Source organism: Roseateles sp. FW301-B2, from assembly GCF_058788955.1.
Genome location: NZ_JBYTBE010000002.1, coordinates 113,617 through 127,092, shown reverse-complemented (window position 1 = coordinate 127,092; position 13,476 = coordinate 113,617). Strand labels below are relative to the sequence as shown.

General features: G+C 66.1%; 11 protein-coding genes. 5 read left to right on the top strand and 6 right to left on the bottom strand.

The window, feature by feature from the left end; genetic code table 11:
• Positions 1-32: 32 nt before the first annotated feature.
• Genes AC3WQY_RS02675 through AC3WQY_RS02665 form a run of 3 tightly spaced genes read left to right on the top strand, consistent with a single transcriptional unit; the run spans position 33 to position 3,107 of the window.
• Positions 33-1,268 (top strand): glycosyltransferase family 4 protein, encoded by a 1,236-nt coding sequence (locus AC3WQY_RS02675; RefSeq protein WP_492705564.1) that lies wholly within the window; start codon positions 33-35, stop codon positions 1,266-1,268.
• Positions 1,258-2,067 (top strand): WecB/TagA/CpsF family glycosyltransferase, encoded by an 810-nt coding sequence (locus AC3WQY_RS02670; protein WP_492705562.1) that lies wholly within the window; start codon positions 1,258-1,260, stop codon positions 2,065-2,067. The genes AC3WQY_RS02675 and AC3WQY_RS02670 overlap by 11 nt, the downstream gene beginning before the upstream one ends.
• Positions 2,064-3,107 (top strand): nitroreductase family protein, encoded by a 1,044-nt coding sequence (locus AC3WQY_RS02665; RefSeq protein ID WP_492705560.1) that lies wholly within the window; start codon positions 2,064-2,066, stop codon positions 3,105-3,107. The genes AC3WQY_RS02670 and AC3WQY_RS02665 overlap by 4 nt, the downstream gene beginning before the upstream one ends.
• 34 nt (positions 3,108-3,141) lie before the next feature.
• On the opposite strand, the gene AC3WQY_RS02660 is transcribed toward AC3WQY_RS02665, so the two are convergent.
• Together AC3WQY_RS02660 and wecB are read right to left on the bottom strand one after the other, a co-directional pair.
• Complete coding sequence (locus AC3WQY_RS02660; RefSeq protein ID WP_492705558.1) at positions 3,142-6,222, bottom strand: right-handed parallel beta-helix repeat-containing protein; 3,081 nt, start codon at positions 6,220-6,222, stop codon at positions 3,142-3,144.
• 139 nt (positions 6,223-6,361) lie between these two features.
• Positions 6,362-7,474, bottom strand: coding sequence for a non-hydrolyzing UDP-N-acetylglucosamine 2-epimerase (wecB, locus tag AC3WQY_RS02655; protein WP_492705556.1), 1,113 nt, complete (start codon positions 7,472-7,474; stop codon positions 6,362-6,364).
• A 166-nt stretch (positions 7,475-7,640) separates the two neighbouring features.
• Between wecB and AC3WQY_RS02650 the strand changes: the two genes are divergently transcribed.
• Together AC3WQY_RS02650 and AC3WQY_RS02645 are read left to right on the top strand one after the other, a co-directional pair.
• Positions 7,641-8,648: an NAD-dependent epimerase gene (locus tag AC3WQY_RS02650; RefSeq protein WP_492705554.1), complete on the top strand. Its 1,008-nt coding sequence runs from the start codon at positions 7,641-7,643 to the stop codon at positions 8,646-8,648.
• Between the two features lie 83 nt (positions 8,649-8,731).
• Positions 8,732-10,075 carry a UDP-glucose dehydrogenase family protein gene (locus tag AC3WQY_RS02645; RefSeq protein ID WP_492705552.1) on the top strand — a complete coding sequence of 448 codons (1,344 nt, stop codon included), beginning with the start codon at positions 8,732-8,734 and terminating at the stop codon, positions 10,073-10,075.
• Here the strand turns inward: AC3WQY_RS02645 and rfbC are convergent.
• Genes rfbC through rfbB form a run of 4 tightly spaced genes read right to left on the bottom strand, consistent with a single transcriptional unit; the run spans position 10,072 to position 13,460 of the window.
• Entirely contained in the window at positions 10,072-10,623 is a 552-nt protein-coding gene (rfbC, locus tag AC3WQY_RS02640) for a dTDP-4-dehydrorhamnose 3,5-epimerase (RefSeq protein ID WP_492705550.1), read from the bottom strand. The genes AC3WQY_RS02645 and rfbC overlap by 4 nt on opposite strands.
• Positions 10,623-11,510 (bottom strand): glucose-1-phosphate thymidylyltransferase RfbA, encoded by an 888-nt coding sequence (gene rfbA, locus AC3WQY_RS02635; protein ID WP_492705548.1) that lies wholly within the window; start codon positions 11,508-11,510, stop codon positions 10,623-10,625. The genes rfbC and rfbA overlap by 1 nt, the downstream gene beginning before the upstream one ends.
• Complete coding sequence (rfbD, locus tag AC3WQY_RS02630; RefSeq protein ID WP_492705546.1) at positions 11,507-12,400, bottom strand: dTDP-4-dehydrorhamnose reductase; 894 nt, start codon at positions 12,398-12,400, stop codon at positions 11,507-11,509. The genes rfbA and rfbD overlap by 4 nt, the downstream gene beginning before the upstream one ends.
• Before the next feature lies 1 nt (position 12,401).
• A complete protein-coding gene (gene rfbB, locus AC3WQY_RS02625; protein ID WP_492705544.1) occupies positions 12,402-13,460 on the bottom strand; it encodes a dTDP-glucose 4,6-dehydratase in 1,059 nt (352 codons plus the stop codon).
• Positions 13,461-13,476 lie beyond the last annotated feature (16 nt).

Genomic DNA, 13,476 nt, shown 5'->3' with positions numbered 1-13,476 from the left:
GAGATTCCTAGATGCCATCGACGACAACAGCTGTGCGAATCTTCTATCCCGCCGACCCGGTGGGCGTGGTGCCCGGCGGGGTAGACACCTTTCTGCGCGGCATCCTGAAATGGGCTCCGGCTGATCTGCGCTTCAGTCTGGTGGGCATGAGCACCGACACCGCGGCGCGTCCGCTGGGCCGTTGGACGCATTGCGAGCTGGGGAGGCGCGGGTTCGACTTTTTCCCGGTGGTGCGGGTTGCCGATGCCGGGCAACGCTCGCGCATCCCGCTTTCGGTGCGGTACTGCGCCGGCCTGCTGCGCTATGGCAGCCCCTTGCGACAGGGCTTCGATGTGATGGAGTTCCATCGCGTCGAGCCGGCATTGCTGTTCCTGCGTGATACGCGGCCCAAGAATGCCTTCTTCCATCAGGACATGGCGGTGATCCGCTCGGCCCAGGCCGACATCCTGTGGCGCCACTTGCCGGGCCTGTACTTCAGCATCGAACGCCGCGTGGTGAATGGCCTGGCCTCGGCCTGGTGCGTGCGCCAGGAGGGTGTGGAAGCCTTGCAGGGGCGCTTCCCGGCGAAGGCCGAGGTCATCCGCTTTGTGCCCACCTGGGTGGACACGGAAGTGTTCAACCCGGCCAGCGAAACCCAGCGCGCGGCGCTGCGCGCCGAGTTCGCGCAGCGGCATGGGCTGGACACTTCGGCCAGTTGGGTGATCTCGGTGGGCCGGCTGGACAGCCAGAAGAACCCGCAACTGCTGCTGCAGTCGCTGTGCCGCCTGCAGGCCCAGGGCCACAAGCTGCAATGGCTGATCGTGGGCGATGGCGTGCTGCGTCCGGCGCTGGAGCGCGAGGGCCAGGCCAGCGGCATGGTGGGCAGCATGAAGTTTCTCGGCCTGCTGCCACCGGCGCAGATCGCCGACTGGCTGCGCGCTGCCGATCTGTTTGCGCTCTCATCCGCCTATGAGGGCATGCCGATGGCGTTGCTGGAGGCGCTGGGTGCGGGCCTGCCGGCGGTGTGCACCCAGGTGGGCGAGGTGAGGCGCGTGGTGCAGCCCGGCGTGAACGGCGAGATCGCCGCGGCCCAAGATGCCGAGAGCTTCAGCGCCAGCCTGGCAGCGGCGCTGGCGCGCCTGCCCGCCTTGCGCGGTGAGCCTGCGGTGCAGTCCATCCAGCCCTACCAGCCGGCCCAGGTGTTGGCACCGGTCTACGACAATTACCGCCTGATCGCGGCGCGGGCGCGACGAGCGCAAGGCAAGGGAGTGGCAAGTCATGGTGGATGAGAGCAGGGCAGTGCAGGCGCAGGGCCTGGCCCCGGGTGTGGAGCGCCAGCGCGGCCTGGTGATCGGGGTGCCGATCGATGCGCTGAGCTGGGAGCAGGCGCGCGCGCGCTTGATGGCCTGGGCGCGCGCGCGCAGCTCGCGCTATGTGTGTATCTGCAATGTGCATTCCGTGGTGACGGCGCGCCAGGAACCCGACTTCATGCGTGTGGTGAGGGAAGCCGATATGGCCACACCCGATGGGGCTCCGGTGGCCTGGACGTTGCGCCGCGCCGGCTTTGCGGGACAGCCGCGCGTGAATGGGCCGGACCTGATGTGGAAGCTTTGCGCCGATGCCGAGCGCGAAGGCGTTGCAGTGGGTTTTTACGGCTCGACCCCCGCCACGCTCGAGTTGCTCAAGCCGGTGCTGGCACAGGCCTTTCCGAAGCTGCGGCTGGATTACTGCGTCTCGCCACCGTTCCGGCCGCTCAGCGAAGCGGAGGATGCCGAGGTCTGCCAGGCCATCAATGCCAGCGGGGTGGGCCTGCTGTTCGTGGGCCTGGGTTGCCCCAAGCAGGAAAGCTGGATGGCGGCGCACCGCGGCCGTATCAACGCGGTGATGCTGGGCGTCGGTGCGGCCTTCGACTACCACGCCGGCACGATCAGCCGGGCCCCGCACTGGATGCGCTCCGTGGGCCTGGAATGGTTCCATCGTCTGTGCTCCGAGCCGCGGCGACTGTGGCGGCGCTACTTGGTGACCAATAGCATCTTCATCTGGCATACGCTGGTGGCTGGTGCTTCGAACCGGGGCGACAAAGCATGAGTCTCAAAGCCAAGCTGAAGCAAGCCCTGCAGTCCTATCCTGCCGCCTGGAATGTCTACTGGACCACCAAGCAACAGCTGCGTCGCGTGTGGCTGCTGAAGTACTTCGCCAAAGATATCGCCAAGACCTACCGTGCCATGTACTGGCCCACTGATAGTGGCAGTCGCAGCAAACTCTCGGCCGAGCTGCTGTTCCAGTATCACAAGCTCGAGAAAGGCCTGGTGATGCCCGGCGCGCACCGCCTGTTCGGCGTGGAGCCGGCCAACGCCACCATCAAGCTGTTCCGGCGCTGGGCGAGCCTGGGCCATTCGCAGACCGATCCGGTCTTCCTGGGCGCGCTGGAGACGCTGCGCAGTTACCGAGACCGCATCGTCAATGAACAGCTGGACCCGCAGCGCGTGGTGCTGCCGCAGCTGGAACGGGTGTTCGCCGACTTCAAGGCCGCGGCGCCCGAGTTGAGCACGCCGGTCGCGCTGGACAGCCTGGCCGGTGCCGCTTTCAGCGCCAGTGCGGGTGGTTTCGCACGCCTGGCTGAAGCACGCCGCAGCTGTCGCAACTTCAAGACCGAGCCGGTGCCGATGGCCTTGATCGAGGCGGCCTCTCGCAGCGCTCAGCTGGCGCCTTCGGCCTGCAACCGCCAGCCCTGCCGCCTCTATCTCGTCAGCGATGCAGAACGACGCAAGGAGCTGCTGTCGTTCCAGAACGGCAATCGCGGCTTTGGCCATCTGGTGCCGCATGTAGCGATCCTGACCGCAGACGAAGACGGCTTCTTCGACGCCAGCGAACGGCATGAGCCGTACATCGACGGCGGTCTGTTCGCCATGAGCTTCATCCTGGCATTGCGGGATCTGGGCGTGGGCAGCTGCTGCCTCAACTGGTGTGTGCCTGCGCGCAATGACGCCGAGGTGCATCGCCGCTTCGCACTGCCGGATTCGCAGCGCATCGTCATGTTGATCGCAATCGGCTATGACGCTGAGCAGAGCCTGGTGCCGAGGTCGCCGCGCCGCAGCGCGGGCGAGGTGTTGATCCCGATAGCCTGACTCGAGCGGATGCTCAAGCGCTGAAAATTCGGCGCTAATTCTGCAGCCAGCTTGGGTCCTTGCTGAACAACATGCGAGCGCTCTTGGCTGGCAGTGCCAGCGGCCATGTCACCGGCGCGCCCGTTTCCGTGACGGTGGTGCAATTGTTGAAGCCCACATTGATGCAGCTGACACTGGTGGGCTGGCTGCTTTGATTGACGACCAGCCGACCATAGCTCAGCGGCGATGACAGCTGCATCGCGCTGACCTGGAATAGTTCAACGCTGTCAACCAGCAAGGTTGCAGCAACGGTGGCCTTGATCGTCAGGCGTATGTCGCCCTTCAAACTACGGGCGAAGAAGGCTTCACGTACCAGTCGACCCAACGGCGCGATGTCGGTGGCCGGTTCCAAATAGCCCGCGCTGGGATAGGGTGCGACATTGCCGCGCACCTCGACTTTGGCCGAGGTGGGCTTGTCGAGTGCATGTGCGCGGTAGCGGACGAACATCAGATCCGGTCCAGTGAGAGCAGGCGTCAGGCCGGTCTGCTGCAGCACGTCGTTCGAGGTGGCCGGGACCAGGCTCGCGCAGGAACCGGTGCAGGCGGCTTGTGTACCGAATTGCACGATCTTGGCACCCGAGGTGTAGGAGTAGGCCGTCCACGGCAGGGCGGTACTCTCCATGGTCGAGTTGCCCAGCAATTGGGTGCCTTGTACCGACACAACGCTGGCCAGGTAGGGTGCGGCCGTGATGTCGGTGGGTGCGTATGCCGCCCAGGCCTTGCTGTTGTTGACCAAGTTGCTGGCTCCCGACCGAAGGATCCAGCGCAAGGAGCTATCGCCGGCAATATGGATCGCCACATTGCGCGCAACCGTGTTTTTGGCCGTCGAATTGAACATGCCGGCAGCGCTGGTCTGGTGGATCCATAGCTGCGGAGTGCCGCCTACGCTCACGGGGTTGCCATCGGCGCCCTTCACAAAGTAGCTGGGCACAAATAGGACGTTGTCTTCGACGCGGTTCCCCATCACCGAGAGACTGTCGGTGCCTGAGGACTGGACCCTCACGCCGGCCTCGCGGATGCCGTAGATCAGATTGCGCGCAATGACGTTGTACTTGGACTTGTGCAGATTGATGCCGACATGGGCATCGTCGATGTAGTTGGAGGTCACGTCCAGGTTGTCGCTACCTTCATCGAGGTAGATGCCTGCAACAAGATCTGGCGCGCCACCCGACGTGCCAGCGCCGGAGCCGATCAGGTTTGGACTGCTGGTGCGCAGGATGTGGTTGTTGCTGATGCTGGAGCGCAAGGTGGATGCGCTGGATCCCCATGAGTAGATGGCGCCGCAGTCGCTCAACAACAGGCAGCTGTCTTCCAGGTGGTTGTCGTTGATTTGTACATTGGCTTGATTGCCGAACAGAATGGCGCTGTAGCCCGAGCGACGCACGTCGTTGCCGCTCACGACCGAGTTTTTGATCTGGCTGAGGCGTATGCCGGCTACCGGGCGCAGTATGCCGATCACGGCACTGCCGGTGTCGACCACAGTGTTTTGCAAAATCTTGCTTTCCGTGACTGCACTTCCGATGCCGGAAACGCCTGAACCGGTGACGACGTTGTTATCTATCGTCACGCCCTGCGCCGCCGCGAGGCCGCTGGTGGAGAGCACATTGATGCCGTTGCTGCGGGCATTGCTGACCAACAGCTGCGAGACGCGCGCGCCGCCGCTTTCGACTACTTGCAGGCCATCCGTACCGGCGTCGCTGATGGCAAGGTTCTCCACCCGCACACCCGGAATGCCCGAGACGGTGAGCGTGGCCACGTTTTGAACGTATTCGAGTGCGGTCCCGGCCACGCTGGTGCCGGCGGGCAGGAAGACCGAGAGCGTGTTGCTGGCGGGGTCGTACAGCCATTCATTGGGCGCATCCAGCATCCAGCTCTTGCCCTCCAGGAAGTAGCCAGCGCCAGCCGAGATCGCGGTACGCGGTGCAGCTTTCAAGGTAATGGTGCCGGTCGTTGCGTCATACGCGCCAACCTCGCCCGCCTCGATCATGTAGGGCGCACTTCGCAGAGCCACCGCGGCACCCACCAGATCTCGACCGTTCAGTGCCGCCTTGTCGGCTGCCGACACCACAAGCTTGGTGCCGCCGGTTCCTGATAACGATGCCGAGAAAGCGGTGTTGGGTGCGCTGTAGTTCGGCTGGCGGGCTCGCTGCATAGGCTTGCCGTTCTGCACCATCCCCGTCACCGGCGCGGCAACCGTGCTCGCATAGACCGTGCCATTGGCCGATGTGCTGGCCACGCGCCAACCAGCTGCGGCAATCGCAGTGCCGCCCTTGATCAGTGGCCGACGTCCATTGGCACAGCTGCCGTAGGCACCGATCAGAACCTGGCCTTGCGGGGCGAATGCCTTGCTGAAGCTCGCGCGTTCGGCCCAGGTGCCATCACAGTGCAGCAACAGTGCATCGCCGGCATTGAGTTGGGCCCTGGAGGCGCGCTGCAGGGTTTGCCAGGGCTTGTCGCTGGTACCGGCATTGGCGTCGTTGCCGAGGCCGCTGTGAACGTAATAAGCCGTGCCCGCGAAAGCTGGGGCGTATGTGGTGGTCGTGGCCTGGCTCACACTGCCTGTCGCCACGGCCTGTATGGTGCGCCGAGAGGAGTCGGGGGCCGCCACGATGCTCGCTACCACGCTACTGGGGAAGCCGCTGGCTCCGGCCGTAGTCGTGCTGCCGCCGCGGGTGACGGTGCTGGCGGCCACACCCGCCAGGCTTGCGGAACTGCCGCTACCCGAACCGGAGCCGCCTGAGCCCACAATGGCGGCGTTCGTCTTGGCGGTTGCGGGCAGAGCCGCCGCGAGCGTCGTGCGCGCGGATGCTGCACTTCCCGAGCTGGCTGACGAGGCCGCAATGGCGGCCGACGCCGTATCGGCAGGCACGATTGCCGATGCCGCCTGGCCTTGGGCTCCCGATGCCGCCTCGGACGCTGCCTCGACGGATAAGGCCTGACCCGACGGCGTCTGCGCCTGGGAGGACTTGGCGTCAGTCGAGTTGTCGCTGCTGCTGCCACCACATGCTCCAAGCAAGAGCACGACGGCGAGCGTACAACAGGAAAAGGCCAGACGACGAATGCTGGACTGCGGCATGAAAACGCCCTCTATCGAAACGGTTGGAGTGTTGGGGCCTGCCAATCGGCTGCTGGCTCAGCGTGTCGGTGTTTTCGGCAGTCTCCTTTTCAGCTTGAGCGTGACGTCTGTCAACCCCCAACAGGCCGCGCACGCATGGCTAGCCTAGCAACTTCCCCGCCAGAATTTGCACCGTGCGCTCTGCCGCCCGGCCGTCCCACAGCAGCGGCCGGCGGCCCTTCTTGCCGTTGCCGGCAATCGCCTCGAGTGCGTACTTGATGACGTTGGCAGGGTCGGTGCCGGCCAGCACATTGCTGCCTTCATCGACGGTGACGGGGCGCTCGGTGTTCTCGCGGATGGTGACGCAGGGCACGCCCAGGGCGGTAGTTTCCTCCTGCAGGCCGCCGCTGTCGGTGAGCACCACCACGGCGTCCTTCCACAGGTGCAGAAAGCTCATATAGGCCTGCGGGCCCATCAGGGTGACGCCCGGGCCCAGGTCGATGCCGAACTTCTCGATATTGGCGCGCGTGCGCGGATGCACCGGGAACACCAGCGGCAGCTCCTGGCCGACGCGGCGCAGCACCGTGGCCACGTTCTCCAGCGCCGCGGCGCTGTCCACATTGCTGGGGCGGTGCAGGGTCACCACGCCGTAGCGGGGGTGGCTGCGCTTGTAGGCGTCGCTCTCCAGGCCCGAGGTGTCCTGGCTCTTGAGCTTCTCGGCCTGGTAGAGCACGTTGTCGACCATCACATGGCCCACGTCCCAGACGGCGCTCATGTCCTTGCCCTCTTGCTGCAGATGGCGGTAGCCGCTGGGCTCGGTGACGAAGAACCAGTCGCTGATGGAATCGGTGACCAGGCGGTTGATCTCCTCGGGCATGGACATGTCGCCGCTGCGCAGGCCGGCCTCAACATGAGCCACCGGGATGCCGGCCTTCTTGGCCACGATGGAGCAGGCCAGCGTCGAGTTCACATCGCCCACCACCAGGCAGGCCTGCGGCTTCTCGGCCGCCACCAGCTGCTCGTAGGCCAGCATGATCTTGCCGGTCTGCTCGGCGTGGCTGCCGCCGCCGCAACCCAGGCGCACGTCGGGCGCGGGGATGCCCAGCTCTTCGAAGAACACCTCGTTCATGTCGCGGTCGTAATGCTGACCGGTGTGCACGATCTTCCAGGCCAATCGCCCGTCGGCCTGCAGCGCGCGCACGATGGGCGCAATCTTCATGAAGTTGGGGCGCGCGCCGGCGATCAGGTGGATGCAGGGTTTGTTGGAGGACATGAAGTGAGGCTTTGTTGCAGGCAGATGCTGGATCAGGCGGCGATTCTAGGTGTCGACCCGGCAGCGAGCGACGCTTGAACAGGGGGCGGGTGCGGCAATGGACTGAGGGAGAATACGCCGCGGCCACCGTTCAGCAGCTGGCCGCATCTGAATCTGAGGGAATTGCGTGAAAGTACTCGTTACCGGCGCTGCCGGCTTCATCGGCATGCATGTCAGCCAGATCCTGCTCGCGCGCGGCGATGAGGTGGTGGGCCTGGACAATCTGAACGACTATTACGACCCCCAGCTGAAGCTGGACCGGCTGGCGCGCCTGACGCCCAAACCTGGCTTCCGCTTCGTCAAGCTCGACGTGGCCGACCGCGCCGGCATGGAAGCGCTGTTCGCGGCCGAGAAGTTCGACCGCGTGGTGCACCTGGCGGCCCAGGCCGGGGTGCGCTATTCGATCGAGAATCCGCACGCCTATATCGAGAGCAATATCGTCGGCTTCACCAACATCCTGGAAGGCTGCCGCCACCATGGGGTGCAGCACCTGGCCTACGCGTCGAGCTCCAGCGTCTACGGCGGCAACACGCTGATGCCCTTCAGCGAGCACCACAGCGTCGACCATCCGGTGAGCCTGTATGCGGCCACCAAGAAGGCCAATGAGCTGATGGCACATACCTACAGCCATCTCTACCGCCTGCCCACCACCGGGCTGCGCTTCTTCACTGTCTACGGCCCCTGGGGCCGGCCGGACATGGCGCTGTTCCTGTTCACCAAGGCGATCCTGGAGGGCCGCCCCATCAATGTGTTCAACCACGGCAAGATGGTGCGCGACTTCACCTATATCGACGACATTGCCGAGGGCGTGGTGCGCGTGCTGGACCGCGTGGCCACGCCGGACGCCGACTACGACTCCGACAAGAGCGACCCGGCGCGCTCCAACGCGCCCTACCGCGTCTTCAACATCGGCAACCACGATCCGATCGAGCTGATGGGCTTCATCGAGGCGATCGAGCAGGCCTGCGGCCGCGAGGCGGTGAAGAACTTCATGCCGCTGCAGGACGGCGATGTGCCGGCCACCCATGCCGACGTGGAAGAGCTGGCCGCCTGGACGGGCTTCCGCCCCGCCATGCCCGTGCCCGAGGGCGTGGGCCGCTTCGTGGCCTGGTATCGCGAGTACTACAAAACCTGAGCCTGGCTTTTCCCGGGTTTCTTGTCACGCCGGGCTGTTAGATTGCTGAAGCTGCCAGGTGGCAGCGTGAGGGATCACCGGCGATGAAGGTCACAACGATAGGCACGGGCTATGTGGGCTTGGTGACGGGCGCCTGCCTGGCCGAGATGGGCAACCATGTGGTGTGCCTGGACACCAACCCCGACAAGATCCGCATCCTCAACGAGGGCGAGATCCCCATCCATGAGCCCGGCCTGGCCGAGGTGGTGCGCCGCAATGTGGCGAGCGGCCGCCTGCAGTTCACCACCAATGTGGACGCGGCGGTGGACCATGGCACCATCCTCTTCATCGCGGTGGGCACACCGCCCGGCGAGGATGGCTCGGCCGACATGCAATATGTGCAGGCGGCGGCGCGCAGCATCGGCGCGCGCATGACCGACTACAAGCTGGTGGTGGATAAGAGCACCGTGCCGGTGGGTACCGCCGACGCGGTGCGCAACGCCATCGAGGGCGAACTGGCGCGCCGCGGCGTGGCGCTGGAGTTCTCGGTGGTCTCCAACCCCGAGTTCCTGAAAGAGGGCGCTGCGGTGGAGGACTTCATGAAGCCCGACCGCATCATCGTGGGCTCGGATGACGAGCGCGCCACGCTGTTGATGCGTGCCCTGTACTCGCCCTTCAACCGCAACCGCGACCGCCTGGTGGTGATGGATCTGCGCAGCGCCGAACTCACCAAGTACGCGGCCAACGCGATGCTGGCCACGCGCATCAGCTTCATGAACGAGATGGCCCTGCTGGCCGAGCAGGTGGGCGCCGACATCGAGTGGGTGCGCCGCGGCATCGGCAGCGATCCGCGCATCGGGCATGACTTTCTCTACTCGGGCGCCGGCTATGGCGGCTCCTGCTTCCCCAAGGACGTGAAGGCCCTGATACGCACGGCCGAGGCGGCCGGCAGCGGCATGCGCGTGCTGCGCGCGGTGGACGAGGCCAACGAGCGCCAGAAACTGGTGCTGGTGGACAAGGTGGTGCAGCGCTTTGGCGATGACCTGCGCGGCCGCCATTTCGCGCTCTGGGGTCTGGCCTTCAAGCCCAATACCGACGATCTGCGCGAGGCACCCAGCCGCGTGGTGATTGCCGAGCTGCTGCGCCGCGGCGCCACCATCTGCGCCTACGACCCGGTGGCCATGGCCGAGGCGCAGAAGGCGCTGGCCGGCCTGGAAGGCCTGGGCTACGCCGCCTCCGCCAACGCCGCGCTGGAGGGCGCGGATGCGCTGGTGATCGTGACGGAATGGAAGGAGTTCCGCACCCCGGACTTCGAGCTCATCAAGAGCGCGCTCAAGCAGCCGGTGGTGTTCGACGGCCGCAACCTCTACGAGCCGCCGCTGATGCAGGCCTTGGGGTTAGAGCATTGGGGCATCGGGCGCGGCACGCGCCCGGTGGCGCCGAACTAGTCGAAGCTGCGGGCCTCGGCCAGCGGCGGCGCCTTGGCGTCCTTCTCGGCCAGCAGCAGCGGCACGCCGGCGTCGGGCCACTGGATGCCGATCGCAGCATCATCCCAGCGCACCGCGGCTTCCGCCTGCGGTGCGTAGTAGTCGGTGGTCTTGTAGAGAAAGTCGGCGCTCTCGCTCAGCACCAGGAAGCCGTGGGCGAAGCCGGGCGGTATCCAGAGCTGGCGGTGGTTCTCGGCGCTCAACTCCACGCCGTCCCAGCGGCCGAAGTTGGGGCTGCTGCGGCGCATGTCCACCGCCACGTCGAACACCGCGCCGCTCACCACCCGCACCAGCTTGCCCTGCGCGTGCGGCGGCAGCTGGAAGTGCAGGCCGCGCAACACGCCGCGCGAGGAGCGCGAGTGGTTGTCCTGCACAAAGCGCACTTCGCGGCCCACGGCCCGGTCGAAGGCGGCCTGGTTCCAGCTTTCGGTGAAGAAGCCGCGCGCGTCGCCGAACACGCGCGGTTCGATGATCAGCACCTCGGGCAGGCTGGTCGGCGTGGCCAGCATCAGAAGGCCTTGTCGCTGATCAGCTTCATCAGGTACTGACCGTAGCCGTTCTTGAGCATGGGCTGGGCCAGACGCTCCAGTTGCGCGGCATCGATCCAGCCGGAGCGGAAGGCCACTTCCTCCGGACAGGCCACCTTGAGCCCCTGGCGCTTCTCCAGCGTGGCGATGAACTGGCTGGCATCGAGCAGGCTGTCGTGCGTGCCGGTATCGAGCCAGGCATAGCCACGGCCCATGATCTCCACCTGCAGCTGCTGCTGGCGCAGGTACTGGGCATTCACATCGGTAATCTCCAGCTCGCCGCGCGCACTGGGCTTGATGGCCGCGGCGATATCGCAGACCTGCTCGTCGTAGAAGTACAGGCCGGTGACGGCGTAGTTGCTTTTCGGGGCGCGGGGCTTTTCCTCGATCGAGAGCGCCTGCTGCTGGCCATCGAACTCCACCACGCCGTAGCGCTCGGGGTCGGTGACGTGGTAGGCGAACACGGTGGCGCCCTCGCGGGTGTCTGCCGCATGTCTGAGCAGGCCCTGGAAATCGTGGCCGTAGAAGATGTTGTCGCCCAGCACCAGGGCCGAGGGCGCGCCGTCGATGAAGGGCTTGCCGAGGATGAAGGCCTGGGCCAGCCCATCGGGGCTGGGTTGCACGCAGTAGCTGAGATTGATACCCCAGCGGCTACCATCGCCCAGCAGGGCCTCGAAGCGCGGCAGATCCTGAGGCGTGCTGATCAAGAGGATGTCGCGCATGCCCGCCAGCATCAGAGTGCTGAGCGGGTAATAGACCATGGGCTTGTCATACACCGGCAGCAGCTGCTTGCTCATCGCCAGCGTGGCCGGGTGCAGGCGGGTGCCGGAGCCGCCGGCGAGGATGATGCCTTTGCGTTGTTTCGTCATGGCGCAATCTGGAGAATTTCGGTCAGCATACGCTCGACGCCCAACTGCCAATGCGGCAAGTTGAGGCCGAATGCGGCCCGCAGTTTGGCCGTTGAGAGCCGCGAGTTGAGCGGCCGCCGCGCCGGCGTGGGGTAGTCGCTGCTGGGGATGGCGAGCAGCTGATCGGGCGCCACCCGCAAGGCCTGACCCCGCGCGCGCGCGAACTCGATCACATGGCGCGCATAGGCATGCCAGCTGGTCTCGCCCGCGGCCACCGCGTGATAGACGCCGCTCAGCGCGGGCTTGGCCAGGGTGGCGCGGATCATGTGGGCGCTCAGGTCGGCAAGCAGATCGGCGCCGGTGGGCGCACCGATCTGGTCGGCGATCACCTTCAGCTGTTCGCGTTCGGCGGCCAGCCGCAACATGGTCTTGGCGAAATTGCCGCCGCGCGCCGCATAGACCCAGCTGGTGCGCAGGATCAGGTGCGCACAGCCGCTGGCGCGGATCGCCTGCTCGCCGGCCAGCTTGCTGCGGCCGTAGGCGCTCAGCGGCGCGGTGGGCGCGTCCTCGCTGCGCGGCGCCTCGCCGCTGCCGTCGAACACGTAGTCGCTGCTGTAGTGCAGCAGCAGCGCGCCGCTGGCGTGCGCGAGGCCGGCCAGCAGGGCGGGGGCCGTGGCGTTGATCTGCTCGGCCAGGGCGGGCTCGCTCTCGGCCTTGTCGACGGCGGTATAGGCGGCGGCATTCACGATCACCTGCGGCGTATGGGCGCGCACCGTGGCGCCCAGGGCGGCGCCGTCGGCGAGGTCGCCGCCGTCATGACGATCGAGCGCGACCAGCTCGCCCAGGGGGGCAAGGGCACGCTGCAACTCCCAGCCGACTTGCCCGTTCTTGCCGAGCAAGAGGATCTTCATCTCAGTTCCCGTATTGCTTGGAGACCCAGTCGCGATAGGCGCCGCTCTGCACCCGCGCCACCCATTCCGGGTTGGCGAGGTACCACTGCACCGTCTTGCGTATGCCCGAAGCAAAGGTCTCGGCCGGCCGCCAGCCCAGCTCGCGCTCGATCTTGCGCGCGTCGATGGCGTAGCGGCGGTCGTGGCCGGGGCGATCTTTCACATAGCTGATGAGGCGGGCATAGGGGCCGGCGGGGTCGGGCCGGAACTCGTCGAGCAGGGCGCACACGGCGTTGACGATGTCGATATTCGCCATCTCGTTCCAGCCACCGATGTTGTAGGTCTCGCCCAGTCGGCCGCCGGCCAGCACCGCGCGGATGGCGCTGGCGTGGTCGCTGACGTAGAGCCAGTCGCGGATCTGCCGACCATCGCCATACACCGGCAGCGGCTTGCCGGCCAGCGCGTTGACGATCATCAGCGGGATCAGCTTCTCGGGGAAGTGGAACGGGCCGTAGTTGTTGGAGCAGTTGGTGGTGACCACCGGCAGCCCGTAGGTGTGGTGCCAGGCGCGCACCAGATGGTCGCTGGCGGCCTTGCTGGCCGAGTAGGGGCTGTTGGGCTCGTAGGCATTCGTCTCGGCAAAGGGCGGGTCCTCGGCTTGCAGCGAGCCGTAGACCTCGTCGGTCGAGACATGGTGGAAACGGAACGCCGCCTTGGCCGTGTCGTCCAGCGCGCCCCAGTAGCCGCGCACCGCTTCCAGCAGGGTGTAGGTACCCTCGATATTGGTGCGCATGAAGGCGCCGGGGCCGCTGATCGAGCGGTCCACATGGCTTTCGGCGGCGAAATGGATCAGCGCGCGCGGCCGCTGCTCGGCCAGCAGGCGGTCCACCAGGGCACGATCGCAGATATCGCCCTGCACGAACAGATGGCGTGCGTCGCCTTGCAGGCTGGCCAGGTTCTCCAGATTGCCGGCGTAGGTGAGGGCGTCCAGGGTGACGACCTTCTCGTCACTCTGGGCCAGCCAGTCCAGCACGAAGTTGCTGCCGATGAAACCGGCCCCGCCGGTGACGAGGATGGTCATGCTGGATTGGCCTCGA

Coding starts and splice junctions, on each gene's coding strand:
- AC3WQY_RS02665 (WP_492705560.1), top strand. CDS start 2,064: ATGAGTCTCAAAGCCAAGCTGAAGCAAGCCCTGCAGTCCTATCCTGCC.
- AC3WQY_RS02670 (WP_492705562.1), top strand. CDS start 1,258: ATGGTGGATGAGAGCAGGGCAGTGCAGGCGCAGGGCCTGGCCCCGGGT.
- AC3WQY_RS02645 (WP_492705552.1), top strand. CDS start 8,732: ATGAAGGTCACAACGATAGGCACGGGCTATGTGGGCTTGGTGACGGGC.
- rfbB (WP_492705544.1), bottom strand. CDS start 13,460: ATGACCATCCTCGTCACCGGCGGGGCCGGTTTCATCGGCAGCAACTTC.
- rfbA (WP_492705548.1), bottom strand. CDS start 11,510: ATGACGAAACAACGCAAAGGCATCATCCTCGCCGGCGGCTCCGGCACC.
- AC3WQY_RS02660 (WP_492705558.1), bottom strand. CDS start 6,222: ATGCCGCAGTCCAGCATTCGTCGTCTGGCCTTTTCCTGTTGTACGCTC.
- rfbD (WP_492705546.1), bottom strand. CDS start 12,400: ATGAAGATCCTCTTGCTCGGCAAGAACGGGCAAGTCGGCTGGGAGTTG.
- rfbC (WP_492705550.1), bottom strand. CDS start 10,623: ATGCTGGCCACGCCGACCAGCCTGCCCGAGGTGCTGATCATCGAACCG.
- wecB (WP_492705556.1), bottom strand. CDS start 7,474: ATGTCCTCCAACAAACCCTGCATCCACCTGATCGCCGGCGCGCGCCCC.